The sequence below is a fragment of the Sedimentitalea sp. XS_ASV28 genome (genome assembly GCF_041224545.1).
GTDB lineage: Bacteria > Pseudomonadota > Alphaproteobacteria > Rhodobacterales > Rhodobacteraceae > Sedimentitalea.
The window spans coordinates 1-22,686 of sequence record NZ_JBGFGP010000172.1 but is presented as its reverse complement, the minus strand read 5'-3'; the positions used below and the strand labels follow the sequence as shown (position 1 = coordinate 22,686).

Below are 22,686 nucleotides of genomic sequence, written 5' to 3'. Positions count from 1 at the left end.
CCCCTTCGGTCCCGGTCCTGCTTAGCTGACCGCGGTGTGACCCTTGGCCTTTTCTCGAAACCGCTCGACAGCAGCAACATCGCTTTCCGCCTCGAGCGCCAACATCAGCGAGAGCAGTTGTTCCACGTCCCGCAGTTCAACATTGACAGTAAGACGATAAAAATCCGGTTTCCTGTCAACGAATTCCAGATCGCTGATATTGGCCTTTTTTTCTCCGATCAACGTACAAATGCGCCCAAGTACCCCAGCGTCATTTCCGATGGTCAGATCCAGCGTCGCCCCATAGATCGCAGGGTGGGTGCCGCTGTGCCAATGCAGGTCGACCCAGCGTTCCGGCTGCTCTTCGTATTCGCTCAACCGATCACAGTCGATCGCGTGGACGATCACGCCCTTGCCGCGAAAGGTGATGCCGACGATGCGTTCGCCGGGCAATGGCTGGCAACACTGTGCGCGTTCAAAGGACTGTCCGGGGCTGAGGCCAATCACCGCGCGGCGCAACGGAATCTGATCGCCGTCATCCGTCGCAAGGTCGGGATACACCGCCTGAACCACGTCATGCGCAGTCAGTTCGGCGCTTCCCAGACGGGCAAGCAATTCCCGCCGGTCGCGCAGCCTCAGATGTTTGGCCGCGGTCGACAGCGCCTTGTCGGTGGCCTTGCGCCCGACATGCTCGAAAGCCGCCCGCGCCAGTTCCTGACCGAGTTTGACGAATCGTTCGCGATCGACCTCGCGCAGCGCGCGCCGGATGGCTGTCCGCGCCTTTCCGGTCGTCGCGATGTCCAGCCAGGTCGCCTGCGGGGTCTGCCCCTCGGCGGTAATGATCTCGACAGATTGCCCGTTCTTGAGCCGCGTCCAGAGTGGCACGCGCAAACCGTCCACCTTGGCACCGACACAGGCCCCGCCGATGCGGGTATGGATGGCATAGGCATAGTCGATGGGTGTCGCTCCGCGCGGCAGCTTCACAACGTCGCCCTTGGGGGTAAAGCAGAATACCTGGTCGGAATACATCTCGAGCTTGACGGCTTCGAGAAAATCCTCGTGATCCTCTTCTGCGTCGAACTGCTCGGTCAGGCTGGAAATCCACTTGGCCGGGTCCACCGCAAAGGGGTTCTCGGTCCGCACGCCGTCACGATACGACCAATGCGCCGCAACACCCGTTTCGGCCACATCGTGCATCTGGCGCGTCCTGATCTGAACCTCGACCCGCTTGCCGTCGCGCCCCGACACCGTGGTATGGATCGACCGGTAACCGTTGGATTTCGGCTGGCTGATGTAATCCTTGAACCGCCCCGGCACGGCGCGCCATCTCTGGTGGATCGCGCCAAGTGTCCGGTAACAGTCTTCTTCGCTGCCGGTGATGATACGAAAGCCATAAATATCGGACAGGCGCGAGAAGCCCTGTTCCTTTTCCTGCATCTTGCGCCAGATCGAATAGGGCTTCTTGGCACGACCGAAAACCTCGGCTTCGATGCCTGCCTTGTCCAGTTCGCTGCGCATGTCGCCGGTGATGCGATGAATCACATCACCTGTTTCCCTTTGCAGGGTAATAAAGCGACGGATGATCGATTGTCGCCCTTCAGGGTTCAACACACGAAAGCTCAGATCCTCAAGCTCTTCGCGCATCCACTGCATGCCCATGCGCCCGGCAAGCGGCGCATAGATGTCCATGGTCTCGCGCGCCTTCTGCACCTGCTTTTCCTGGCGCATGGATTTGATCGTGCGCATGTTGTGCAGGCGGTCGGCCAGCTTGACCAGAATGACCCGCAGATCCTTTGACATCGCCATGAAGAGCTTGCGGAAATTTTCGGCCTGCTTGGTCTCGTGGCTGGACAGTTGCAGGTTGGTCAGCTTGGTCACACCATCGACCAGTTCCGCCACCTCGCGCCCGAATCGCTTCTCGACTTCGGAGAACGACGCCTTGGTGTCCTCGATCGTGTCGTGCAGCAGCGCGGTGATGATGGTGGCGTCATCCAGACGTTGTTCGGTCAGGATGGCGGCGACCGCAACGGGATGAGAGAAATAGGGCTCGCCGGATTGGCGGAACTGTCCCTCGTGCATCTGGCGGCCATAATCATAGGCGGCAGCGATGCGGTCGGTATTGGTTTTCGGATTGTAATTGCGGACCAGCGCAATCAGGTCTTCAATTGCAATCATCTGGTCCGCACCCCGGAATGTCGCGCTCAGCCCTGGCCCTGGGCCTCCATGAGCTGGCGCAGCAACATTTCTTCGGACATGTCGTCCTCGACGGGCTTGTCGGCCTCGGCCCCCATCAGCAGCGCCATAGAGTCATCTTCCGGCTCGTCGACTTCGATCTGGGTCTGGTTGCTCTCGATCAGGCGCTCGCGCAGGTCGTCGGCACGCTGCGTCTCTTCCGCGATTTCCCGCAAGGACACGACCGGGTTCTTGTCATTGTCACGATCAACGGTGATCGCGCCACCTGCGGAAATTTCGCGCGCACGGTGGGCGGCAAGCATAACCAGCTCGAACCGGTTCGGAACCTTGTCAACGCAATCTTCGACCGTAACGCGGGCCATGGGCGACTCTCCAGCAGCAAGTTTCGTACAGAAAGGGGATATCTAGTCGGGATCTCGCCGATTGACAAGCGCTGAATGCTGCGGCGCAACGCCCTATAGCGGACGCACCGCATCGCGATCCTCTGCAGGCAAGGCATCACACAGGGACCGGACGGTTTCCCGCAACACCGGATGAACCCAGTCGGGCGCGACATCCAGCATCGGGACGAGCACGAAGGCCCGGTCCTGCATCCGGGGATGCGGCAGGATCAATTCATCCGGGGTCGCCCTGATCTGCTCTTGCGCGGGCAGCAGGCGCCATTGTGACTGGCGCGCAAGATCGGGCAGGACCAGTTGATCATAGGTCAGCAAATCCGCATCCAGTGTGCGCATTCCCCAACGCTGTACCCGCTCGCGCCGGAACGCGGCCTCGACCGCGTGCAACCTCTCCAACAGCGTCTCGGGCGGCAGCGTCGTTGCAAGCACCGCGACCGCGTTTACATAGTCGGGTCCGGCACCCGCAGGAAAACAGGGCGTTGCGTAAAACCGGCTGACAGACCGAATCACCATGTCCGGCTGCGCAAGCATCTCTATGGCTTGCCTCAGTGTCGTTGCCGTCGGGGAACCCTGAAATGGCAGGTTCCCGCCCAGACCGATGATCGCAATTGACCGGTTTTCGAACATTTTTGACGCATTTTCGCAATCGCTGTACACTTGCGATACATGCCGAAATTCTTATTTTAAGTCTACCGGCCCGCCAAATTTTAACACCACTCACTCACGGACCGTGGCGGGGCGTATTACCGGAAGGACAATTTGATGTTTTATAAGGACGAACGGCTTGCGCTGTTCATTGACGGTTCGAATATTTATGCGGCAGCCAAGTCGTTGGGATTTGATATCGACTACAAGCTATTGCGACAGGAGTTCATGCGTCGCGGCAAGATGCTGCGAGCGTTCTACTATACCGCACTGCTTGAGAATGACGAGTATTCGCCGATCAGACCGCTGGTGGACTGGCTCCATTACAACGGCTTCACAATGGTGACAAAACCCGCCAAGGAATACACCGACAGCATGGGGCGTCGGAAGGTCAAGGGAAACATGGATATCGAGCTGACCGTGGATGCAATGGAACTTGCACCGCGCGTCGATCATATCGTGCTGTTTTCCGGAGACGGCGATTTTCGCCCGCTGGTCGCCAGCCTGCAACGCCAGGGGGTTCGCGTTTCGGTCGTATCCACAATCCGCAGCCAGCCGCCGATGATTTCGGACGAGTTGCGGCGGCAGGCCGACAATTTCATCGAACTCGAAGAGCTCAAGGAAGTGATCGGTCGCCCGCCGCGCGACACGCCGAACGAGACCCGGACGGTCGCATCGGCGGCTGCCGGCGGACATTAGTAAACGTCTCGCGCGGGCGGGGAGGACGCGGTGCAAGGGTTGCTTCGCCGCGCGTATTGGCACGGGCAGATGAACATTTGCCCGGCAACTCTGGACCATCGCGGCGCAAAGCCCTAGGTCTCTGCTCAAGGAGACCAGCCATGCCAAAACCCTCGATGACCCTGTACCTCGCCGCTCCGCGCGGGTTTTGTGCCGGCGTGGACCGTGCGATCAAGATCGTTGAGATGGCGCTTCAGAAATGGGGCGCGCCGGTCTATGTGCGCCACGAGATCGTGCACAACAAATTCGTCGTGGATGGGCTGCGAGAAAAGGGCGCCATCTTTGTCGAGGAGCTTGAGGAATGCCCGGATGACCGTCCGGTGATCTTTTCGGCGCATGGCGTTCCCAAATCCGTACCGGCGGAGGCCGAGACGCGCAACATGATCTATGTCGACGCGACCTGTCCGCTGGTCAGCAAGGTGCACATCGAGGCGCAGCGCCATGCCGATAACGGTCTGCAGATGATCATGATCGGTCACAAGGGCCACCCGGAGACCGTCGGCACGATGGGTCAATTGCCCCCCGGCGCGGTGCTGCTTGTCGAGACCGTCGAAGATGTGGCAAATGTCGATGTCCGCGACCCGGAGCGGATTGCCTTTGTCACTCAGACCACGCTGAGCGTCGATGACACCGCCGATATCGTCGCCGCCCTCAAGCAACGCTTTCCGAATATCGTCGGACCGCACAAGGAAGACATCTGTTACGCCACCACCAACCGGCAGGACGCGGTCAAGGCGATGGCGCCCCTGATCGATGCGATGCTGGTGGTGGGCGCGCCAAACTCGTCCAACTCGAAACGTCTGGTCGAGGTCGGGAACAAGGCCGGCTGCCCCTATGCCCAGCTTGTGCAGCGCGCGAGCGATATCGACTGGCGCGCCATTTCCGGAGCGACCAGCATCGGCATCACCGCCGGGGCTTCGGCGCCCGAGGTTCTCATCGAGGAAGTGATCGCCGCCGTGCGGCAACGTCACGACGTGACCATTCACAAGGTGGAAACCGCCGTCGAAACGGTCGAGTTCAAAGTGCCCCGCGTGTTGCGGATATGAGCAGCATCCCGAAACCTGCACTCATCCTCGGACTCGCCGGGCTGATCCCGTTTGTATGGGGTGCTGCAACTTATCTGAACGATGATCTCGCCGCCTGGGGAGCCGCGCATTTCGGACCGAGGTTTGTCGGCCCCTATGTGCAACTCTTCTATGGGTCGGTGATCCTGTCCTTCATGTCCGGCGTGCTCTGGGGTTTTGCCGCCAAGGCAAGCGGCAGAGTGGCGTCCGCTGGATACGTCCTGTCGGTAATCCCCGCGCTCTGGGCCTTCTTCATGACAGGGGGCGGTCCGGTCACGGCTGGCACAAACCTGATCTTCGGTTTCGCAGGGTTGCTGTTGCTTGACATCGCATTTGTCAAATGGGGGCTCGCGCCCGCGTGGTGGACGCAATTGCGCGTATTGCTTACATCCGTCGTCATTCTCTGTCTGTTGGTCGGGGTCCTGCTATGAGCGATGAACGTACTCTCGCGGTCTATGAAAGCTGCAGCGAGGATTATACCGCGATGATGGACCGCGAAGCGCGCCGGGATCCGATGATCGACCGCTTTATCGCCGCCTGTGCAAAGGGTGGCCGCGTTCTGGATCTTGGCTGCGGCGCGGGCCACTATGCCCGCCGCATGGCCGAAGCCGGCCTGCGGGTCGACGCCATCGACGCGACACCCGCCATGATCGACATGGCCGCGCGACTGCCGGGTGTTGCAGCCCGGCTTGGCCGGTTCGAAGACCTCAGCGCGCGTGATCTCTATGACGGGATCTGGGCGTATTTCAGCTTGCTGCACGCCCCGCGCGCGAGTCTGCCCGACCACCTCGGCCGAATTGCCGAGGCGCTCAGACCCGGCGGCGTATTGTTCATGGGGATGAAACGCGGCGCAGGTGGCGCGCGCGACAAACTGGATCGCTATTATGAATATTATGAACGCGACGAACTGGAGTCTCTCTTGACTGCTGCGGGATTGACCCCGGACGCCCATTGGACCGGAAAGTCGGCGGGCCTTGCCGGACATCCGCAAGGCTGGATCGTGGTGCAGGCGCATGCCTGATTTCCTTGCCTATACCGATGGTGCCTGTTCGGGGAATCCCGGTCCGGGCGGCTGGGGCGTGCTGTTGCAGGCGAAAGATGGCGAAACCGTTCTGAAAGAACGCGAACTTTCGGGGGGCGAGGCGAATACAACCAACAACCGGATGGAATTGCTGGCCGCGATCTCGGCACTGGAGGCTCTGGGCCGATCGACCGCGATCACGCTTGTGACCGACAGCCAGTACGTCAAGAACGGCGTCACCGGATGGATACATGGCTGGAAGAAGAACGGCTGGAAGACGGCGGCGAAGAAACCGGTCAAGAACGCCGATCTCTGGCAAGAGCTGGACGCGGCTCAGGCGCGCCACCAGGTGACATGGAAATGGGTCAAGGGGCACGCGGGACACCCCGAAAACGAGCGCGCCGACGAACTCGCTCGCAAGGGCATGGCCCCGTTCAAATCCAGGGCGGCAGACCGATGACCTTTCTTGCGCTGCTGGATTTCGGTTCGGTGCTGATCTTTGCGCTGACCGGGGCGCTGGTCGCGAGCCGCGCACAGCTTGATCTGGTGGGATTTGCCTTTATCGCCTGTCTGACGGCGGTGGGTGGCGGCACGGTGCGCGATGTGCTTCTGGGGCGCGATCCGGTCTTCTGGATCGGGCAACCGGTCTATGTTCTGATCTGCGTGGCGGCGGCAATCTTCGTGTTCTTTACCGCGCATCTCGTCGAAAGCCGGTATCGCTGGCTCTTGTGGCTTGATTGTTTTGCGCTGTCGATCGCGGTCGCTGCCGGGACGGGTGTTGCACTCTCGTTCGATCAGCCGGGTGTGATCGTGGTTCTGATGGGAGTCGCGACCGGGTGTCTCGGCGGGTTGATGCGCGATGTCGTCGTCGGCGAAATCCCTCTGGTTCTGAAGCAGGGCGAACTCTATGCGACGGCTGCACTTGCCGGCTCGGGGGTTGCGATGCTGGCCCTGAACTTCGGGATGCCGCTGCGCCCGGCGCTGCTGATTGCGGCCACCACCTGTGGCATCCTCCGTGCCGGATCGCTGATCTTTGGCTGGAGCCTTCCGGTCTACAAAAGCAGACCGCCACGGGTTTAGCGGCGATAAAGCCGCCAGAGCCAGATCAGCAACATCGCCCCGAGCACCGCGCCGACAAAACCCGCCATTCCCCCCATCATCGTGGTCAGCAGCCGCAGGATCAGCCCGCCGATCAATGCTCCTGCGACCCCGATGAACATGGTGGTCGGGATATCCGCCTCGATCCGCATCAGGCGGGTCGCGATGAACCCGGCGGCGGCCCCGATGATGATCAACGCAATCACACCCATGTCACCGCCCGCCCTGCCGCCAATGGGTCGGCACGATGATCAAAGCCCCGATCGAAGACAGAATCGCATTCAGGCCGGGCGATCCGAACCCGATCCCGAACATCAACCGGACAAAATAGAAGAGGAATGCACCACCGGCGCAGATGATGATCGACGGCACGTAACCATTGCGGGTAAAGCCGGTCTTTTCCGATACATAGCCGACGATACCGGCGATCACCACCGTCCCTATCAGTGTTGGAAACATGACGCTCTCCTAAAGTTGGGTGCCTTTGGGCACCGGGCATCCGCGCAGGAATGTCTCTGCAGACTGCGCGCCCTTGCCCGCCCTTTGCAAGCGCAGCAGCGAAACCGCCCCGTTTCCGCACGCAATCGTCAACCCATCGTCCAGCACCATGCCGGGTGTCCCCGAGCCCGCCGCGCGTCGCGATGCCAAGAGCTTGACACGTTGGCCCGCGATCTCGGTCCAGGCGCCTGGAAAGGCAGACAATCCGCGAATGAGGCGGTCGATCTCGACCGCCGGCCGCGTCCAGTCGACCCTGGCCTCTGCCTTGTCGATCTTTTCGGCATATGTCACTCCGGTTTCCGGCTGTGGATCGGGCGACAAGGCGTCGAGCGATTGCAGGGCCTGAACGATCAGGTCCGCGCCCATTGCCGACAGTCGATCGTGCAGCGCCGAGGTGGTTTCTTCGGCACCGATGTCGGTTTCGGCGCGCAGCAGCACCGGCCCCGTGTCCAGCCCCGCCTCCATCTGCATGATGCAGACGCCGGTCCGGGCGTCGCCTGCCATGATCGCACGATGAATCGGCGCGGCACCGCGCCAGCGTGGCAACAGGCTGGCGTGAATGTTCAGGCAGCCGCGCGCCGGCGCATCTAGGATCGGCTGTGGCAGAATGAGACCATAAGCGACCACAACCGCGATATCGGCCTGCAGGGCGCAGAACTCCGACACTGCGGCGTCATCGCGCAGCGAGACCGGATGACGAACCGTGAGTCCGAGCGCCTCGGCCCGAAGCTGGACCGGGCTGGGCCGTTCCTTTTTTCCGCGTCCGGCGCGGCGCGGCGGCTGGCAATAAACCGCTGCGATGTCATGCCCGGCCTCGACCAGCGCATCCAGCACCGGCACCGAGAAATCGGGCGTTCCCATGAAGATGATGCGCATCTCGGTCTTCCTCAGGCGGCGCTCAACCCGCGCGTTTCCTTGCCTTGCGCAAGAGCATGTCACGCTTCACCTTGGACAGGTGATCGAAAAACAAACGACCATTCAGATGGTCGATCTGGTGCTGCACGCTGGTCGCTTCGATGCCGACAAAATCGCGGCGGGCGATCATTCCGCTGTCGTCCAGATAGCGGACGGTCACGGCGCGCGGACGTTTGATCCTGGCCGAAACACCGGGCAAGTTGGGGCTCGCCTCTTCGTGTTCGCGCAGTTCGACCGACGCATGCAGGATTTCCGGATTGGCCAGCCGCACCGCCCTGCCCCGCTCGGTAGAGCCATCGACGACAGCCAGCCGCAACATCACGCCAACCTGCGGCGCGGCAAGCCCGACACCGGGCATTGCCTCCATCGTGTCAATCATGTCGGTCCAGAGTGCACGGATGTCATCCGTGATCGCGTCGACCTCATCCGCGACCGCCCGCAGCCGCTTGTCCGGCCAGGGAATACATCGGCGCACAGCCATCTCAGGCGCGGGCCCGTTCGCGTTTCAGCTTTTGCATCTTGCGGGTGATCATCTGCCGCTTGAGCGGTTTCAGGTAATCGATAAAGAGCTTGCCGTTCAGATGATCGATCTCGTGCTGCACACAGGTGGCCCAGAGCCTATCAAACGTCTGTTGCTGCGGATTTCCCTGTTGATCGATCCAGGCGACTTCGACTTCGGCTGGGCGTGTCACCTCGGCATATTGCTCCGGTATCGACAGGCATCCTTCCTCATAGACGCTGGTTTCTTCGGACGATGCGACGATCTCTGGGTTGAACATCACCATGGGCCGCGGGGCCGCGCATTCTTCCTTGACGCAATCCAGCACGATCAGCCGGTACAACACACCAACCTGCGGCGCGGCGAGACCGATGCCCGGCGCGTCATACATGGTTTCCAGCATGTCATCGGCCAGCGTGCTCAGCTCGCCGGTAATATCGTCAACCGGGCTGCAAACCTTTTTCAGGCGCGGGTCGGGGTGGATCAGAATGGGCCTTTTCATGCCGTTTCATTTAGGCGATCCCCCCACATATCGCAACGCCCCTTGCGCCCCCGTACAAACCGGATAGCCTGCCGCAAAAAAGGAGAGCCGCATGACATTCAACGATCCCGTGGACCGCCGTGGAACCCAGAGCAGCAAGTGGGACAAGATGGACGCGCTGTTCGGCGTATCCGCCGATGACGGTCTGGCCATGTGGACCGCCGATTCCGATTATCCCACCGCGCCGTGCGTGATCGATGCGCTTCGCCAGGCTGCGGAGCACGGGGTTTTCGGCTATTCCTGGGAGTACCCGGAATACCTCTCCGCCGTGCAGTGGTGGATGCAGAACCGCCATGGTTGGGAGATTGAAACCGATTGGGTGCTCACCACCCAGGGCCTTGGAAACGCCATTGCACTCTGTCTTGATGTCTGGAGCGAGCCGGGCGACGGCGCGGTCATCTTCCCGCCAGTCTACCACGAATTCGCGGCCAAGATAAAAAAGACCGGGCGACAGGTTGTCGAATGCCCGCTGGTCCGCGAGGGCGATACCTATGTGCTCGATCTCGACGACGCCCAGAGCCGGTTGACCGGAAACGAAAAGCTGCTGATCTGGTGTTCGCCGCAGAACCCGTCGGGCCGTCTCTGGACCGCGGAGGAATTGCGCGCCGTCGCAGCTTTCGCCGAACGCAACGGCTTGATCGTGATCTGCGACGAGATTCATCACGACCTGGTCTATGCCGGCAATACGTTCGTGCCGATGGATATCGCCAGCCCCGGGACCCGAGACAGAACGGTCTATCTGACTGCAGCCTCCAAGACCTTCAATATCGCGGGACAGCGGACCGGAAACATGATCATCCCCGATCCCGAATTGCGCGCGACGATGCGCCAGCGCCTCAACACGCTTGACTACGGACCGGGCGCCCTCGGGGTCAGGATGGTCGAGGCCGCCTATTCCCCGCAGGGAGCCGAATGGCTCGACGCGCAGATGCAGCATCTGGATGATAATCGCAAATTGTTTGATGACACGATCGCGGCCATTCCCGGTCTCTGGTCAATGCCGCTTCAGGCGACCTACCTTGCCTGGGTCGACTTTTCGGGAACCGGCATGGATGATGCGGAAATCGAAAAGCGGTTGCGCCGGGACGCAAGGATCGCGACCTCGCCCGGCCCGGGTTTCGGCACCGGCGGCGCACAGTTCCAGCGGTTCAACCTGGCGACGCAACGGTACCGGATCGAGGACGCCTGCAACCGGCTGCGCGAGGCATTCGCGGATTTGCAGTAGTCAGTCGCGCGGCAACAGGCCGGCAGGCGCGGTGATTTCACGATAGTGATCCAGCGGTGCCTTGTCGGTCGCTGCGGTGCTGCGCTTGTACTCGTATCGCCGCTCGCCAGCCCCGGATTCCGACGCGATGATCAGGCACTGATAGAGATGGCGTTCGCCGTCATAGAGATCGACAAGACCGCGCAACATCGGCGCGGTCTCTTCCTCAACGGAAAAACCGTTGCTCCAGCGACGCAACACCGGATACCTTGCCTCCCCCACATGCACGCGAAGCCGGCTCACCTTCTTGAGCGCTGCAAGGCGCGCCGCATTCAATTGCAAACGCAGATCATCAGAAACATATGTCGACACGTGCCAGACCTCCCCAGGTTGCGATCCGAGCCTGCCGCCCGAATGCGATTATTCAAACCCTTTTCTGACTGATGTGACCTTTACGGCCCGCATGTGTTGCGAAATGGTTCCGCGGCCTGTGCGTCCATGCAGGGTGCCTGCGCGCTGCGTTCACTTGGCGCATGGCCTGCGCGGCACTACCTCAAGCCGGGAAACAAGGAGGACAGGTGATGGGACAATTGGTAAACGGCGTCTGGCAGGACGCGCAGATCAACACGGTGACAGAGGACGGCAGCTTTGACCGCGCCGGATCGTTGTTGCGCAACTGGGTAACGCCGGACGGCGCGCCCGGACCGACAGGGCGTGGCGGGTTTGCAGCCGAATCCGGTCGATACCATCTCTATGTCAGTTATGCCTGCCCGTGGGCTCATCGCACGTTGATCTTCCGGCAACTCAAGCAGCTCGACGAACATATCTCTGTTTCCGCGGTCCATCCGGACATGCTGGCAACCGGCTGGACATTCGAAAAGGACGATCACGGCGCAACCGGCGACGACCTTTTCGGCTCCGACTATCTGCACGAGATCTATACCCGCGCCGATCCAGACTATACCGGCCGCGTGACGGTGCCGGTCCTGTGGGATCGTGAACAGCAAACCATCGTGTCAAACGAAAGCGCCGAGATCATCCGCATGTTCAACTCGGCCTTTGACGGGCTGACGGGAAATAGCGACGATTACTGGCCCGAGGAACTGCGCGGGGACATCGAAGAGGTGAACACCCGCATCTACGACACCGTCAACAATGGCGTGTACAAGGCCGGTTTCGCGACCAGCCAATCAGCATATGACGCGGCGGTTGGCCCGCTTTTCGACAGCCTGGACTGGCTGGAAGAGCGCCTCGCATCCAACCGCTACCTGCTTTGCGACAGGGTGACCGAAGCGGACTGGCGCCTGCTCACCACGCTGTTGCGCTTTGATTCCGTTTACCACCTGCATTTCAAATGCAATCGGAAGCGATTGATCGATTACCCGAACCTCTGGGCCTATACGCGCGAGTTGTACCAGTGGCCGGGGGTCGCCCCGACCGTCAACATGCAGCATATCGTGCGCCACTATCATTATAGCCACGAAACCATAAATCCGAACCGGATCATTCCGATCAACCCGATCATCGACTGGTCAGAACCGCATCGCCGCGATCAACGCGGCGCGGCGTAATGTTCGACCATCGCCGCCAGATCCTCTGGCGGCGTTTCGCTCTGGACATAGGCGCAGGCATTCGAGGAGTGGGCAAAGATCGACCCGTCGGAAAAGAAGCTGGTATTGGTGACAAAGATCACCCGCGCATCCGGACGCCGATAACTTGCGAAATCCGCAACCGCGAGCGCGCTGCCGTGGTCGAGCACGAGATCAAGCACGATGATCTCGTATTCCTCGGCAGAGAGCGACATGATCGCCGCCTCCTGACTGTGAACCAGACTGACCTCTGCACCTTGTCTCTCAAGATGTCGACGCCACAACCGACCTAATTCAGGTCTGCTTTCTACAATAAGCACTTTCATAATATCACCCGGGCACTGTTCTTATTGATACCTTCCGCGGTGCCTCTACCCCTGATTAGACTGATGTTCCCATTCTCTTAACAAAACCTTAACATTGGAAAATGGGCGTTCACCCTACGACATCATCCTTGTGATTCCGGCGAAAATCCGCTTGAACATCAAAAAAATCCACCGGAACGTGCAGAACCAACCGATGTCTCATCCGTCAAGGCAAACGAAACGCTCTGTTCGCGACCATGGCGGACGAATCGACGCTGCCGTGAACAGATACGGCGGCAAGCGGGACGATTGGATCGATCTTTCCACCGGGATCAACCCTGTCCCATACGCAGTGCCGGATTTCACCGCACGCGACTGGAATACCCTTCCCGACGAGACCGCGCAAAGCGCACTGACCGAGGCCGCGCGGTCGTTCTGGTCGGTTCCTGATGGCGCGGACATTCTTGCGGCGCCCGGGGCGTCTGCCCTGATCGCGCGCATTCCCGCGCTCGTCCCGGCGGCGCGGGTCCGAATAACCACGCCGACCTACAATGAACACGCGGCGGCGTTCACGGCGAACGGCTGGCACGTCGTGCAGGATGGCCCGGCGATGGCGCGGGTGCTGGTGAATCCGAACAACCCGGACGGGCGGATCTGGCAGGACGCCGACGCAGATTCCGATCTCACCGTGATCGACGAGAGCTTTTGTGATGTGACACCAGAGACGAGCCTTGTTCGCCTCGCCGACCAGCCCGGCCGGATCGTTCTCAAGAGTTTCGGCAAGTTCTGGGGTTTGGCGGGTCTGCGGCTTGGTTTTGCCATCGCCGCACCGGAAACCATCGCGCGGTTGTCGGAGATGCTCGGCCCCTGGCCGGTGTCCGGTCCCGCCCTGCGCACGGGTGCAGTGGCATTGCGGGATACCGGATGGGCCAGCCGGACGCGCACGCGCCTGCGCCGCGATGCCAAACGGCTCGATGACATCCTGACCGCAGGCGGGGCACAGATCGCCGGGGGAACTGACCTGTTCCGCCTCTATTCCGTCGACGACGCGGCCGCCTGGCAGGACAGGCTCGCGCGCCATCATGTCTGGTCACGCATCTTCCCCTATTCGCACACCCTGCTGCGGCTCGGACTCCCACCGCCCGAAGGATGGCACCGTCTGGCAGACGCGGTTTGAGCACCGCGCTCGCCCTTTTCCTCGCGCTCATCCTCGACGCGCTGATGGGAGAGCCCGACTGGCTATGGTCACGGCTCCCGCACCCTGCGGTGATTGCCGGACGTGCCGTCGCGTGGCTGGAGCGGTGGTTGAACCATGGCGCAGCGCGACGGCTAAAGGGGGTATGTGCGCTTGTGATCCTGGTCGCGACCGCGGCGACAGCCGGTTTTCTGCTGAGCCTGGCCGGCCTGCCCGTGGAGATCCTCTGCGCCGCGATCCTGCTGGCGCAGAAGTCGCTGGTGCAGCATGTCTCGGCGGTCGCAGATGCGCTGCGCCGCTCGCTGCCAGAGGGGCGCGAAACTGTCGCCCTGATCGTCAGCCGCGACTGCCGGGACATGAGCGAACCGCAGGTCGCGCGCTCCGCCATCGAAAGCGCCGCCGAGAATCTCAGCGACGGGGTGATCGCACCCGCCATCTGGTTCCTGGTCGCCGGGCTTCCGGGGTTGTTCGTCTACAAGATCGTGAACACCGCCGACAGCATGATCGGCTATCGCAACGACCGGTATCATGCCTTTGGTTGGGCAGCGGCACGATTTGACGATCTGCTGAACCTGATCCCGGCGCGGCTCACCGGATTGATGATTGCCCTGCTCACGGGTCAGTTGCGCCAATGGCCCGAAATCGTGCAGGATGCCCGCCGTCACCGGTCGCCCAATGCGGGTTGGCCCGAAGCTGCCATGGCACGCGCCCTTGATCTCGCGCTCGCCGGACCGCGCAGCTATGACGGCCAGGTCCGGCAACTCGCCTGGGTCAACGGAACCGCGCGCAAGGATATCGGCGCGGACGAGATCGACGCGACGGTTGCAATCCTCTGGCGCGTCTGGGCGCTGTTGCTCGTTGTGGTGGCGATTGCAACTCTACCTCTCCTGTCGCTAGTCTGAGCCGAGTTTCAGTTCCAACAGGCCAGACAATGCGCATTCCCATCATAATCCTGTCGGCATCGATGCTGGCAAGCCCTGCACATGCGACGTGCGGCGGATCGTTTTCCAGCTTTGTCTCAACGCTCAAAAGCGAGGCGATAGATGCAGGGCATGATCCTGCAACCGTGGATGCCTTCTTTGCCTCGGCCCGACCGGACCAGCGGGTGCTGCGCGCGGATCGTGCGCAAGGCGTGTTTCAGAAACCCTTCATCGAGTTTTCGCGCAGGTTGATATCGCAGAACCGTATTGATCGAGGCCGCCGCAATGCGCAGAAATACGATCGCGTCTTTGACCGCATCGAAACCGAATACGGGGTGCCGCGCGGCGTGCTTCTGGCCTTCTGGGCGTTTGAAACCGACTACGGCGCGGTGCAGGGTGATTTCAACACGCTGAATGCACTGCTGACGCTCTCCCATGATTGCCGTCGACCCGAATTGTTTCGGCCGCAAGTTTTCGCCGCGCTGGAATTGCATGAGCGCGGCGATTTCAGCCCCACCCGGACCACCGGTGCATGGGCGGGCGAAATCGGCATGGTTCAGATGCTGCCCAGCGACATTCTTGAAAACGGCATCGACGGAGATGGCGACGGACATGTCTCTCTCAAACGGTCCGCCCCGGATGCACTGATGTCGGGTGGGCACATGCTGGCCAATCTGGGCTGGCGCGCCGGAGAACCGTGGTTGCAGGAGGTTGTGGTGCCCGCCACGCTGGATTGGTCACAAACCGGCATCGATCACACCAAAACCGTCGCCGAATGGACCGCGCTCGGCGTCAGCGCGCGACAGGGCAAACTTGGGTCGGACAGTCTGGCCGCCTCGATCATCCTGCCGCAGGGGCACAAGGGCCCAGCCTTTATCGCCTATCCCAATTTCAACGTCTATTTCGAATGGAACCAGAGCTTTGTCTATGTTCTGACAGCGGCCTATTTCGCTACCCGGCTGGAAGGCGCGCAGATTTATGATGCCGGAACACCCGATCCCGGCCTGAGCGGTGAGCAGATGAAACAATTGCAGACCAAGCTGCACGCGCGCGGCCATGATGTCGGAAAAATCGACGGTATCCTTGGCGCAGGCACCCGCCGCGCCGTGCAGGCCGAGCAGGCGCGATTGGGCCTGCCCGCCGACGCCTGGCCAACCGAGACATTGCTGTCTCGTCTCTAGCCGCGCGCGTTTGGCAGCGGTGGCTCAGGCCACCAGTGTCTCGGCCTTCTTCAGGTCAACCGACACCAGTTGCGATACCCCCTGCTCCGCCATCGTGACTCCAAACAGCCTGTCCATCCGGCTCATCGTGACCGCATGGTGCGTGATGATCAGGAACCGCGTATCGGTCTGGCGGCACATCTCGTCGAGCAGGTCACAGAACCGCGTCACGTTGGCATCGTCCAGTGGCGCGTCCACCTCGTCCAGCACGCAGATCGGCGCCGGATTGGCAAGGAATACCGCAAAGATCAGCGCCATCGCGGTCAGGGTCTGTTCGCCACCGGACAGCAGCGACAATGTGCTCAGCTTCTTGCCCGGCGGCTGGCACATGATCTCAAGCCCCGCTTCGAGCGGATCGTCGCTTTCCACCATCACCAGATTTGCCTCGCCGCCGCCGAACAGATGCTTGAACAGCAGCGAAAAATTGCTGTTCACCTGTTCGAATGCCGTCAGAAGCCGTTCGCGGCCTTCACGGTTCAGGCTGGCAATGCCGCTGCGCAGGGTCCGGATCGCCTCTTCCAGGTCGGATTTTTCGCGCTGCAACCCGTCATGTTCTTCCTGAACTTCCCTGGCATCCTCTTCGGCACGCAGGTTGACCGCGCCCAACGCATCGCGTTGCCGCTTGTGCCGGCTGACTTCTGCCTCAAGCGTTTCCGCATCGGGCATCTGGTCCGGGTTCACATCCAACTGGTTCAACAGCTGGCTGGGCGTCAGTTGCTGCTCATCGGCGATCCGTTCCGCGGCATGAGCGACACTTTCGCGCGCGGCTTCCATCCGCGCCTCGGCCCGAGCCCGCGCCTCGCGCGCCTCCGACGCGGCGCGTTCGGCCTCGCGCTCGGCCTGAACGGCATCCCGCTGCGCCCCTTCACCGGATGACAGGGCATCGGTGGCTTCGGTCCGACGCATCTCGGCCTTGGTGATCTCGATCGACAGCTCTTCACGCTTGATGGCGATTTCCTCGGGGGCGGCGCTGGCTTCGTCCAGTTCCTGTTCGGACAGCAGCTTGCGCTCGGCGAGTTCCGATATGCGCTTTCCCGCCGTCTCCAGCCTGTGACGCCAGCCGCTCAGTTCCTTGGTAACCTCCTGACTGCGCCGGGTGCGGGCCTCGCCTTCGCGACGCAGTTCGTCATGCGCGGAACGGCGTGACATCATGGTGATCCGGCTTGCTTCGACCGTCATCTTGATATCTTCCGCCGCCGCCCGCGCCGCGTCGAGATCGCCCAGGTCGTCCAGCGCCCGCTCGGCTTCGCGCAGTTGCGTGCGCGCGGCCATCGCCTCTTCTTCATGGCGCGACACGGCCAGCCCGAGCGACTCGAGCCTGCCCTGCGCCAGGTTGCGGTCCGCCTCGGCCCGGCTGAGCGCACGTCCGGCATCCGTGACCGCCCGGTCGGCATCCCTGCGCGCCGCGCGGGCCGACTGATCCGCCGCGGCGAGATCGCTCAATGTCCGGGTCAACGCCTCATGCGCCTGTGCGGCCCCTTCGGCCCGTGCCGTGGCCTGCGCCAGCGCCTGTTTGAGTTCTTCAAGCCGGTTCAGTTGCTGCAAGCGCAGCGCCGCCGCACTGGGCGCATCCTCTGCCCATGCGCGGAATCCATCCCATCGCCACAGGTCACCATCAAGCGACACCAGCCTCTGGCCGGGCTTCAGATCCGCCTGCAAACGGGGTCCGTCATCGGCCGCCACGAGGCCGATCTGCCCCATCCGGCGTTGCAATACCTCGGGCACCGATACGTGGTTCGAGAGCGGCGTGATCCCGCCCGGCAACATCTGCGTTTCAGGATAATCCGGCAACACGGTCCATCCGGACGGCCCGTCGCCCTCGACCTCGGGCGCGCGCAGATCATCGGCCAGCGCGGCGCCAAGCGCCTTTTCAAAACCTTGTTCGACCTGCAACCGGTCGAGAACCTGCCCGCCCTCGGCGGTATCCCGTTCCAACAGTTTGCTCAGCGCGGTGACTTCGGCCTGCAAGGCGTTCAACTCACCGGTCGCCTCGGACCGTTCGGCGCGCGCATCGGCCTCGCGGTCATGCGCCTCTGCCCGCTGCGCTTCGGTCTGGGTCAGTATCTCTTCGGCATTTGCCGCCGCTTCGACCGCTGCCGCCTCGGCCTCGGTGGCGAGGTCCAGTTCCTGTCCCGCCCTGTCGACCGCCGCGCGCGCCTCGGCCATCGCCACCCGCGCACGCTCGGCTTCCGCCTCGGACTTGGCCTGGGTCTTGCGGCTGTCCTCAAGCAACCGCTGCGCCGATTGATAGCGCGCGGCAAGCCGCGCCACATCTTCGGTCTGCTGGGCAAGATCGGTCTCGCGGGCCTGAAGAACCGCCGCCGCCTCCTGTGCCAGTTCGGCCGCCTCGGCGAGCCGATCGTCCTGACCTTCGCCGGCCTTGCGCAATTCCCGCAACTCCCAGTCCAGCCGCTCGATCGTATCGTCGGCGTCGCGGTTCAGGCCGGCCTCGCGGTCGATGTCACGGCCCAGCTGTTCGATCCGGCTGGTCAAGGTGTCAATGGTCTGCCTCGCGCGGCTTTCCTGATCCGACAGCGTATCGCGTTGCACCTGCAAACGCTGGAGAATCGCTGCGGCAATCGCCTCTTCCTCGCGCAGGGGCGGCAACGCATCATCCAGTTCCGCCCGCAATCTGGCCGCCTGACGCGCCGCAGCCTCGGCCTGTGCGGCCTCGACCGTCCGCTCGCGCAGCACATCCTCGGCAGCCGCCCGCGCCGCATCGGCCTCTTTCCAGCGGCTGTACAGCAACATGCCTTCCGCCTGGCGCAACTGCTCGCCGATCGTGCGATAGCGCGCCGCCTGCCTGGCCTGACGCGCCAACTGGGCAAGCTGGGTGGCCAGTTGTTCGAGCACGTCATCCACCCGCACAAGGTTGCTCTCCGCGCCCCTGAGCTTCAGTTCGGCCTCGTGACGCCGTTGATACAGTCCGGATATTCCCGCCGCCTCTTCGAGAATCCGACGCCGCGCCTTGGGTTTGGCGTTGATCAGTTCCGCGATCTGGCCCTGCCGCACGAGCGCCGGCGAATGCGCGCCCGTCGAGGCGTCGGCAAACAGCATCTGGACGTCGCGCGCGCGCACATCCTTGGCGTTCGCCTTGTAGGCGCTTCCCACATCGCGCGTGATCCGGCGCACGATATCCACGGTATCGGCATCGTTGAACCCCGCAGGGGCAAGACGATCCGAATTGTCGATATGCAGGCAAACCTCGGCAAAGTTGCGCGCCGGGCGGGTGGCGGCACCGGCAAAGATCACATCTTCCATGCCGCCCCCCCGCATCGCGGTCGGACGGTTTTCGCCCATGACCCAACGCAGGGCCTCGAGCAGGTTCGATTTGCCACAGCCATTCGGCCCCACCACCCCGGTCAGACCATCAGCAATGATCAGATCGGTCGGGTCAACGAAGCTCTTGAAGCCGGTCAGTCGGAGTTTGGTAAAGCGCACTGTCGGACCTGTCGTGATTCCTGCCTGAGTCCGAAATGTGCCGCCTTGCCCCCTCTCGAGTCAACGCGTTTGCGCAGTATCTGGGCAAATCGGCGGAGTTTTCCACAATATATTGATGAGACATCAAGTGAAACCGCCAGGATCAATAGGGATCGCAATCATAATCGTAATACGGCGCTCCGGGCACATCCTGCAGCCACGTGCTCAGTTGAACGCAGCTGTAGGACACGTGCGCCGGCAAGCCGGACCAATCAGGCGACCGCTCACCACAGGACAATTCGCCGGTCATTTGCGCCTGGTCCCCGCGGACGCGCACGACCTTGCAACCGCTGACCTGTGCCATCGCAAAACGCGCCTTTGCCGGGAGCGGGCCAGGACGGGGCGCATATTGCGGGTTGACCCGAATGGCCTCGGCCAGATCCCCGCGCACGCGTATGTCGAATATACTGCCCGCCACGGTGACACGCGTTGCCGGGATGCCGTGGAAATACGACGCCGGAGCGTTGCATGCCCCAAGCCAGGGCAACAGGAGCAAGACCAGACGAAGCATGAGCCGATCTTGCAGCAAACACCGTAAATGAACCGTTACGCGGCCCGCCAGATCCGTGCTGCCGACCCGCAACGGATGCCGGTTGAAACCCGCCACGCTCTGGTCATAATATTTTACCAATCAGAGAGGTCAGCAGATGCCGTTTCAGAAAGTCCAGACGGAAAAGCTCTCGACCGCGGTCGTGCGCCAGATCGAAGAACTGATCCTCAGAGGCATTCTGCGTCCCGGCGAGCGCCTGCCCTCCGAGCGCGAACTGTCGGAACGGCTTGGCGTGTCACGGCCGAGCCTGCGGGATGCGGTGGCCGAACTGCAGGGAAAGGGGTTGCTCTGTTCCCGCGCGGGTTCCGGCATTTTCGTTGCCGAGGTGCTTGGTTCTGCGTTTTCCCCCGCGCTCGTCGATTTGTTTGCCCGGCATGACGAGGCGGTGTTCGACTATCTCTCATTTCGGCGCGATATCGAGGCACTGGCCGCGGAACGCGCAGCGCGGCTCGGAACCGAGAGTGACCTCGCGGTGATCCAGACGGTGTTCGACCGTATGGCCAGCCCGAAACGGCGCAGCGCACAGGCCGACGCCGATCTCGACGCCCAGTTTCACAACGCCATCATGGATGCGAGCCACAATGTCGTCATGCTCCACATGATGCGGTCAATGTTCGAATTGTTGCGCAATGGCGTGTTCTACAACCGGCAGGTCATCTTTGAACAACGCACCAGCCGCGATGCGCTGCTTGACCAGCATCGCGCCATCAATGACGCCATTCAGGCCCGCAACCCATCCGCCGCCCGCGCGGCCGTCGTGGCGCATATGGACTACGTTGAGCAGGCTCTAAATGATCAACGCCGCGCCGACCGAAATGCAAGCATCGCGCAACAACGCCTGCAGCATCAGGCGGGCATGGACTGAGTTTCACTCCCAAATTTCCTCGTAAAGCGCCCTATATTGCTGCGCCACCCTTGGCGCTGAGTAGGTGGCCAGCGCGTGGGCACGCGCCGCCTCTGCCATCTGCGAGCCGGAATCGCCGAGATTTGTTGTCTGCCGATCCAAGACCTCGGAAAGGCCCCGCGCAAGGTCTTCCGCCTCGAACGGCCTTGCCAAATACCCCTGGTCCGGCGTCACGACGAGATCGGGCATCCCACCGATATCGAACCCGACAATCGGGGTGCCGCACGCCAGAGCCTCAACCCCGGTGTTGGGCAGGTTGTCCTGCCGCGAGGGCAACGCAAACACGTCCGCTGCGGCATAGATCGCGCGTAGCAGTTCCGGATCCTTCACCTCTCCCGGCTGGTGGATGACAAATGGCAGGTCCGCGCCGACCTCGCCACCGCCGAACACCAGCAATTGCACGATGCGCTCCCGAGCATGTAAACGCATCAACGCCTGTCTCAGATGCTCAAACCCCTTTCGAGGATCGCTACTGCCTCCCATTGCGCCAAAGAGAACCAATGGAACGTCCGGCGGCAAGTCCAGCATCGCCCGCGCCCGAGCGCGCGGAATGGGCTTCCAGAAATCAGTGTCGATGGCATTGGGTATCACGCGCACCGGCCAGTCTCGCATCAATGCGCTGTCACGGACACAATCCGCAAGCCAGCGACTCGGAGTAACGATCCGTATCGGGCGGCGCCAGTTCCGCGCCTTGCGACGCCAGACCCAACGATGCACCCCACCCACATTGGCGTAACCGGTCTTCCAATCCTCGCCTTCGGTGTAATGCTCTGCCCCGCAGAAGGGCCACATGTCATGAAGGGTCCAGATCACCGGGTGCTGCAGGGCCCCTATTTCGGCGATCGAAATCATGTCCCAATTCACCCAATGCAGGTTGAGAAGCTGACGTGGCTGGCTGTTCAACTCCCGCGCCAGACCGGACTGCGCCAGACCAAGCGAAATCATGCCTTGCCCCTGCGCTTCCAGCCTTCTGCGCATATGCCGCGCAACCTCGCGTTGCAACGTCCGGCGCAGACCTCGTTTTGGCAGACATACAGAAATATCGGACCGAGCCGCGCCCTGCGCGACGGTCATCCGCGACGCTAGCCCTCCGGCGACACAAGCAGCATGCAATCGCCCCGCAGCGATCCCCGCCCCGCCATTCAGAGTGGTGCAGATGTGATTTATGTTCAAATTCATGTGCACACTTGCCCCGCCTTTGCCTGCGACGCTATTAGAGACGACATTCTTGGTTGTCTACGTCTCCCGAAGGACCCTCACTCGCACGAGAAGTACTCACGTTGCAAAAACATCTATGGGGCCAACCCACATGAACGAACCCCGAAGGAGCTGGCGACGAAAACTCTACATGGAGTTGACGAGACCATTTGCCAAACATTTGCCATATAATCGGTGGGGAGACCGGCTGGCCTATCTGCACGAATTCTACACCCAACATGATCGTTGGCCCGGAAAGGAAATGCTGTTTAACGATGTTCTCTATCGGATCAAATCCGGTCCAGAAATCGAAAGCCCCGAGCGAATGTTCACGTCGGACAAGGAGTTCGTGAAAACATATATCGAAGGTACGGTGGGCTCGAAATACAACGTTTGACCTGCCCCCCGCGAAATCCCTCATCATGATGTAGAGTCTGCCCAACCTTGAAGGAGCAGACGAATGCGAAAGAGCCGTTTTACCGAGGCGCAGATTATCGGGATGATCAAGGAGCAAGAGGCGGGCATGCCGACGG

General features: G+C 61.8%; 26 protein-coding genes. 13 read left to right on the top strand and 13 right to left on the bottom strand.

The window, feature by feature from the left end:
* Positions 1 to 21: 21 nt before the first annotated feature.
* The 3 genes from AB9K34_RS21500 to folK form a co-directional block, all read right to left on the bottom strand.
* Positions 22 to 2,154 (bottom strand): bifunctional (p)ppGpp synthetase/guanosine-3',5'-bis(diphosphate) 3'-pyrophosphohydrolase, encoded by a 2,133-nt coding sequence (locus AB9K34_RS21500; protein WP_369956641.1) that lies wholly within the window; start codon positions 2,152 to 2,154, stop codon positions 22 to 24.
* A 26-nt stretch (positions 2,155 to 2,180) separates the two neighbouring features.
* A complete protein-coding gene (gene rpoZ, locus AB9K34_RS21495) occupies positions 2,181 to 2,534 on the bottom strand; it encodes a DNA-directed RNA polymerase subunit omega (RefSeq protein WP_369956639.1) in 354 nt (117 codons plus the stop codon).
* Positions 2,535 to 2,627: 93 nt separating this feature from the next.
* Complete coding sequence (gene folK / locus AB9K34_RS21490; protein WP_369956638.1) at positions 2,628 to 3,197, bottom strand: 2-amino-4-hydroxy-6-hydroxymethyldihydropteridine diphosphokinase; 570 nt, start codon at positions 3,195 to 3,197, stop codon at positions 2,628 to 2,630.
* 135 nt (positions 3,198 to 3,332) lie between these two features.
* Here folK and AB9K34_RS21485 point away from each other — a divergent pair, with 135 nt between their 5' ends.
* The 6 genes from AB9K34_RS21485 to AB9K34_RS21460 all read left to right on the top strand — a co-directional run bounded on the left by AB9K34_RS21485 (position 3,333) and on the right by AB9K34_RS21460 (position 7,118).
* Positions 3,333 to 3,914 (top strand): NYN domain-containing protein, encoded by a 582-nt coding sequence (locus AB9K34_RS21485; protein WP_369956637.1) that lies wholly within the window; start codon positions 3,333 to 3,335, stop codon positions 3,912 to 3,914.
* Positions 3,915 to 4,054: 140 nt separating this feature from the next.
* A complete protein-coding gene (gene ispH, locus AB9K34_RS21480) occupies positions 4,055 to 4,999 on the top strand; it encodes a 4-hydroxy-3-methylbut-2-enyl diphosphate reductase (protein ID WP_369956636.1) in 945 nt (314 codons plus the stop codon).
* On the top strand, positions 4,996 to 5,448 hold the full coding sequence (locus tag AB9K34_RS21475; RefSeq protein ID WP_369956634.1) for a DUF3429 domain-containing protein: 453 nt from the start codon (positions 4,996 to 4,998) through the stop codon (positions 5,446 to 5,448). Before ispH ends, AB9K34_RS21475 begins: the two co-directional genes overlap by 4 nt.
* On the top strand, positions 5,445 to 6,038 hold the full coding sequence (locus tag AB9K34_RS21470; RefSeq protein WP_369956633.1) for a methyltransferase domain-containing protein: 594 nt from the start codon (positions 5,445 to 5,447) through the stop codon (positions 6,036 to 6,038). The genes AB9K34_RS21475 and AB9K34_RS21470 overlap by 4 nt, the downstream gene beginning before the upstream one ends.
* The gene (gene rnhA / locus AB9K34_RS21465) at positions 6,031 to 6,498 is read left to right on the top strand and encodes a ribonuclease HI (protein ID WP_369956632.1); all 468 of its coding nucleotides are present in this window, start codon (positions 6,031 to 6,033) and stop codon (positions 6,496 to 6,498) included. The genes AB9K34_RS21470 and rnhA overlap by 8 nt, the downstream gene beginning before the upstream one ends.
* Complete coding sequence (locus tag AB9K34_RS21460; protein WP_369956631.1) at positions 6,495 to 7,118, top strand: trimeric intracellular cation channel family protein; 624 nt, start codon at positions 6,495 to 6,497, stop codon at positions 7,116 to 7,118. The genes rnhA and AB9K34_RS21460 overlap by 4 nt, the downstream gene beginning before the upstream one ends.
* Here AB9K34_RS21460 and AB9K34_RS21455 read toward each other — a convergent pair.
* The 5 genes from AB9K34_RS21455 to def (AB9K34_RS21435) are packed head-to-tail and all read right to left on the bottom strand — an operon-like array spanning position 7,115 to position 9,550.
* The gene (locus AB9K34_RS21455) at positions 7,115 to 7,348 is read right to left on the bottom strand and encodes a GlsB/YeaQ/YmgE family stress response membrane protein (RefSeq protein ID WP_369956630.1); all 234 of its coding nucleotides are present in this window, start codon (positions 7,346 to 7,348) and stop codon (positions 7,115 to 7,117) included. The genes AB9K34_RS21460 and AB9K34_RS21455 overlap by 4 nt on opposite strands.
* A 1-nt stretch (position 7,349) precedes the next feature.
* A complete protein-coding gene (locus AB9K34_RS21450) occupies positions 7,350 to 7,595 on the bottom strand; it encodes a hypothetical protein (protein ID WP_369956629.1) in 246 nt (81 codons plus the stop codon).
* A 9-nt stretch (positions 7,596 to 7,604) separates the two neighbouring features.
* Positions 7,605 to 8,510 carry a methionyl-tRNA formyltransferase gene (gene fmt, locus AB9K34_RS21445; protein ID WP_369956628.1) on the bottom strand — a complete coding sequence of 302 codons (906 nt, stop codon included), beginning with the start codon at positions 8,508 to 8,510 and terminating at the stop codon, positions 7,605 to 7,607.
* A gap of 22 nt (positions 8,511 to 8,532) precedes the next feature.
* A complete protein-coding gene (gene def, locus AB9K34_RS21440) occupies positions 8,533 to 9,030 on the bottom strand; it encodes a peptide deformylase (protein WP_369956627.1) in 498 nt (165 codons plus the stop codon).
* A gap of 1 nt (position 9,031) precedes the next feature.
* A complete protein-coding gene (gene def / locus AB9K34_RS21435) occupies positions 9,032 to 9,550 on the bottom strand; it encodes a peptide deformylase (RefSeq protein ID WP_369956625.1) in 519 nt (172 codons plus the stop codon).
* A 91-nt stretch (positions 9,551 to 9,641) separates the two neighbouring features.
* Here def (AB9K34_RS21435) and AB9K34_RS21430 point away from each other — a divergent pair, with 91 nt between their 5' ends.
* Entirely contained in the window at positions 9,642 to 10,814 is a 1,173-nt protein-coding gene (locus AB9K34_RS21430; RefSeq protein ID WP_369956624.1) for a MalY/PatB family protein, read from the top strand.
* On the opposite strand, the gene AB9K34_RS21425 is transcribed toward AB9K34_RS21430, so the two are convergent.
* Positions 10,815 to 11,165: a hypothetical protein gene (locus tag AB9K34_RS21425; RefSeq protein WP_369956623.1), complete on the bottom strand. Its 351-nt coding sequence runs from the start codon at positions 11,163 to 11,165 to the stop codon at positions 10,815 to 10,817.
* Positions 11,166 to 11,374: 209 nt separating this feature from the next.
* On the opposite strand from AB9K34_RS21425, the gene AB9K34_RS21420 reads away from it, so the two are divergent.
* On the top strand, positions 11,375 to 12,364 hold the full coding sequence (locus tag AB9K34_RS21420) for a glutathione S-transferase family protein (RefSeq protein ID WP_369956622.1): 990 nt from the start codon (positions 11,375 to 11,377) through the stop codon (positions 12,362 to 12,364).
* Here the strand turns inward: AB9K34_RS21420 and AB9K34_RS21415 are convergent.
* Positions 12,346 to 12,708 (bottom strand): response regulator transcription factor, encoded by a 363-nt coding sequence (locus AB9K34_RS21415; RefSeq protein WP_369956621.1) that lies wholly within the window; start codon positions 12,706 to 12,708, stop codon positions 12,346 to 12,348. The two genes, AB9K34_RS21420 and AB9K34_RS21415, sit on opposite strands and share 19 nt — an antisense overlap.
* A gap of 193 nt (positions 12,709 to 12,901) precedes the next feature.
* Here AB9K34_RS21415 and AB9K34_RS21410 point away from each other — a divergent pair, with 193 nt between their 5' ends.
* The 3 genes from AB9K34_RS21410 to AB9K34_RS21400 are packed head-to-tail and all read left to right on the top strand — an operon-like array spanning position 12,902 to position 15,983.
* Positions 12,902 to 13,864 carry a threonine-phosphate decarboxylase gene (locus AB9K34_RS21410; protein ID WP_369956620.1) on the top strand — a complete coding sequence of 321 codons (963 nt, stop codon included), beginning with the start codon at positions 12,902 to 12,904 and terminating at the stop codon, positions 13,862 to 13,864.
* Complete coding sequence (gene cbiB / locus AB9K34_RS21405; protein WP_369956619.1) at positions 13,861 to 14,784, top strand: adenosylcobinamide-phosphate synthase CbiB; 924 nt, start codon at positions 13,861 to 13,863, stop codon at positions 14,782 to 14,784. The genes AB9K34_RS21410 and cbiB overlap by 4 nt, the downstream gene beginning before the upstream one ends.
* Positions 14,785 to 14,813: 29 nt before the next feature.
* Entirely contained in the window at positions 14,814 to 15,983 is a 1,170-nt protein-coding gene (locus AB9K34_RS21400) for a lytic murein transglycosylase (RefSeq protein WP_369956618.1), read from the top strand.
* A 24-nt stretch (positions 15,984 to 16,007) separates the two neighbouring features.
* Here AB9K34_RS21400 and smc read toward each other — a convergent pair whose 3' ends face one another.
* Positions 16,008 to 19,463, bottom strand: coding sequence for a chromosome segregation protein SMC (smc, locus tag AB9K34_RS21395; protein WP_369956617.1), 3,456 nt, complete (start codon positions 19,461 to 19,463; stop codon positions 16,008 to 16,010).
* 142 nt (positions 19,464 to 19,605) lie between these two features.
* Positions 19,606 to 20,013, bottom strand: coding sequence for a hypothetical protein (locus tag AB9K34_RS21390; protein WP_369956616.1), 408 nt, complete (start codon positions 20,011 to 20,013; stop codon positions 19,606 to 19,608).
* Between the two features lie 136 nt (positions 20,014 to 20,149).
* Between AB9K34_RS21390 and AB9K34_RS21385 the strand changes: the two genes are divergently transcribed.
* The gene (locus tag AB9K34_RS21385; protein ID WP_369956614.1) at positions 20,150 to 20,917 is read left to right on the top strand and encodes a FadR/GntR family transcriptional regulator; all 768 of its coding nucleotides are present in this window, start codon (positions 20,150 to 20,152) and stop codon (positions 20,915 to 20,917) included.
* Positions 20,918 to 20,920: 3 nt separating this feature from the next.
* Here AB9K34_RS21385 and AB9K34_RS21380 read toward each other — a convergent pair whose 3' ends face one another.
* Positions 20,921 to 21,934, bottom strand: coding sequence for a glycosyltransferase (locus tag AB9K34_RS21380; RefSeq protein ID WP_369956613.1), 1,014 nt, complete (start codon positions 21,932 to 21,934; stop codon positions 20,921 to 20,923).
* A 331-nt stretch (positions 21,935 to 22,265) separates the two neighbouring features.
* On the opposite strand from AB9K34_RS21380, the gene AB9K34_RS21375 reads away from it, so the two are divergent.
* On the top strand, positions 22,266 to 22,550 hold the full coding sequence (locus tag AB9K34_RS21375; RefSeq protein ID WP_369956612.1) for a hypothetical protein: 285 nt from the start codon (positions 22,266 to 22,268) through the stop codon (positions 22,548 to 22,550).
* The last annotated feature ends 136 nt before the right edge of the window (positions 22,551 to 22,686 follow it).

What these genes read in the sequence shown, in the direction of transcription:
- AB9K34_RS21500 (WP_369956641.1), bottom strand. Translation starts at nt 2,154, where the DNA reads ATGATTGCAATTGAAGACCTGATTGCGCTGGTCCGCAATTACAATCCG.
- rpoZ (WP_369956639.1), bottom strand. Translation starts at nt 2,534, where the DNA reads ATGGCCCGCGTTACGGTCGAAGATTGCGTTGACAAGGTTCCGAACCGG.
- folK (WP_369956638.1), bottom strand. Translation starts at nt 3,197, where the DNA reads ATGTTCGAAAACCGGTCAATTGCGATCATCGGTCTGGGCGGGAACCTG.
- AB9K34_RS21485 (WP_369956637.1), top strand. Translation starts at nt 3,333, where the DNA reads ATGTTTTATAAGGACGAACGGCTTGCGCTGTTCATTGACGGTTCGAAT.
- ispH (WP_369956636.1), top strand. Translation starts at nt 4,055, where the DNA reads ATGCCAAAACCCTCGATGACCCTGTACCTCGCCGCTCCGCGCGGGTTT.
- AB9K34_RS21475 (WP_369956634.1), top strand. Translation starts at nt 4,996, where the DNA reads ATGAGCAGCATCCCGAAACCTGCACTCATCCTCGGACTCGCCGGGCTG.
- AB9K34_RS21470 (WP_369956633.1), top strand. Translation starts at nt 5,445, where the DNA reads ATGAGCGATGAACGTACTCTCGCGGTCTATGAAAGCTGCAGCGAGGAT.
- rnhA (WP_369956632.1), top strand. Translation starts at nt 6,031, where the DNA reads ATGCCTGATTTCCTTGCCTATACCGATGGTGCCTGTTCGGGGAATCCC.
- AB9K34_RS21460 (WP_369956631.1), top strand. Translation starts at nt 6,495, where the DNA reads ATGACCTTTCTTGCGCTGCTGGATTTCGGTTCGGTGCTGATCTTTGCG.
- AB9K34_RS21455 (WP_369956630.1), bottom strand. Translation starts at nt 7,348, where the DNA reads ATGGGTGTGATTGCGTTGATCATCATCGGGGCCGCCGCCGGGTTCATC.
- AB9K34_RS21450 (WP_369956629.1), bottom strand. Translation starts at nt 7,595, where the DNA reads ATGTTTCCAACACTGATAGGGACGGTGGTGATCGCCGGTATCGTCGGC.
- fmt (WP_369956628.1), bottom strand. Translation starts at nt 8,510, where the DNA reads ATGCGCATCATCTTCATGGGAACGCCCGATTTCTCGGTGCCGGTGCTG.
- def (WP_369956627.1), bottom strand. Translation starts at nt 9,030, where the DNA reads ATGGCTGTGCGCCGATGTATTCCCTGGCCGGACAAGCGGCTGCGGGCG.
- def (WP_369956625.1), bottom strand. Translation starts at nt 9,550, where the DNA reads ATGAAAAGGCCCATTCTGATCCACCCCGACCCGCGCCTGAAAAAGGTT.
- AB9K34_RS21430 (WP_369956624.1), top strand. Translation starts at nt 9,642, where the DNA reads ATGACATTCAACGATCCCGTGGACCGCCGTGGAACCCAGAGCAGCAAG.
- AB9K34_RS21420 (WP_369956622.1), top strand. Translation starts at nt 11,375, where the DNA reads ATGGGACAATTGGTAAACGGCGTCTGGCAGGACGCGCAGATCAACACG.
- AB9K34_RS21415 (WP_369956621.1), bottom strand. Translation starts at nt 12,708, where the DNA reads ATGAAAGTGCTTATTGTAGAAAGCAGACCTGAATTAGGTCGGTTGTGG.
- AB9K34_RS21410 (WP_369956620.1), top strand. Translation starts at nt 12,902, where the DNA reads ATGTCTCATCCGTCAAGGCAAACGAAACGCTCTGTTCGCGACCATGGC.
- AB9K34_RS21400 (WP_369956618.1), top strand. Translation starts at nt 14,814, where the DNA reads ATGCGCATTCCCATCATAATCCTGTCGGCATCGATGCTGGCAAGCCCT.
- AB9K34_RS21390 (WP_369956616.1), bottom strand. Translation starts at nt 20,013, where the DNA reads ATGCTTCGTCTGGTCTTGCTCCTGTTGCCCTGGCTTGGGGCATGCAAC.
- AB9K34_RS21385 (WP_369956614.1), top strand. Translation starts at nt 20,150, where the DNA reads ATGCCGTTTCAGAAAGTCCAGACGGAAAAGCTCTCGACCGCGGTCGTG.
- AB9K34_RS21380 (WP_369956613.1), bottom strand. Translation starts at nt 21,934, where the DNA reads ATGCGCAGAAGGCTGGAAGCGCAGGGGCAAGGCATGATTTCGCTTGGT.
- AB9K34_RS21375 (WP_369956612.1), top strand. Translation starts at nt 22,266, where the DNA reads ATGAACGAACCCCGAAGGAGCTGGCGACGAAAACTCTACATGGAGTTG.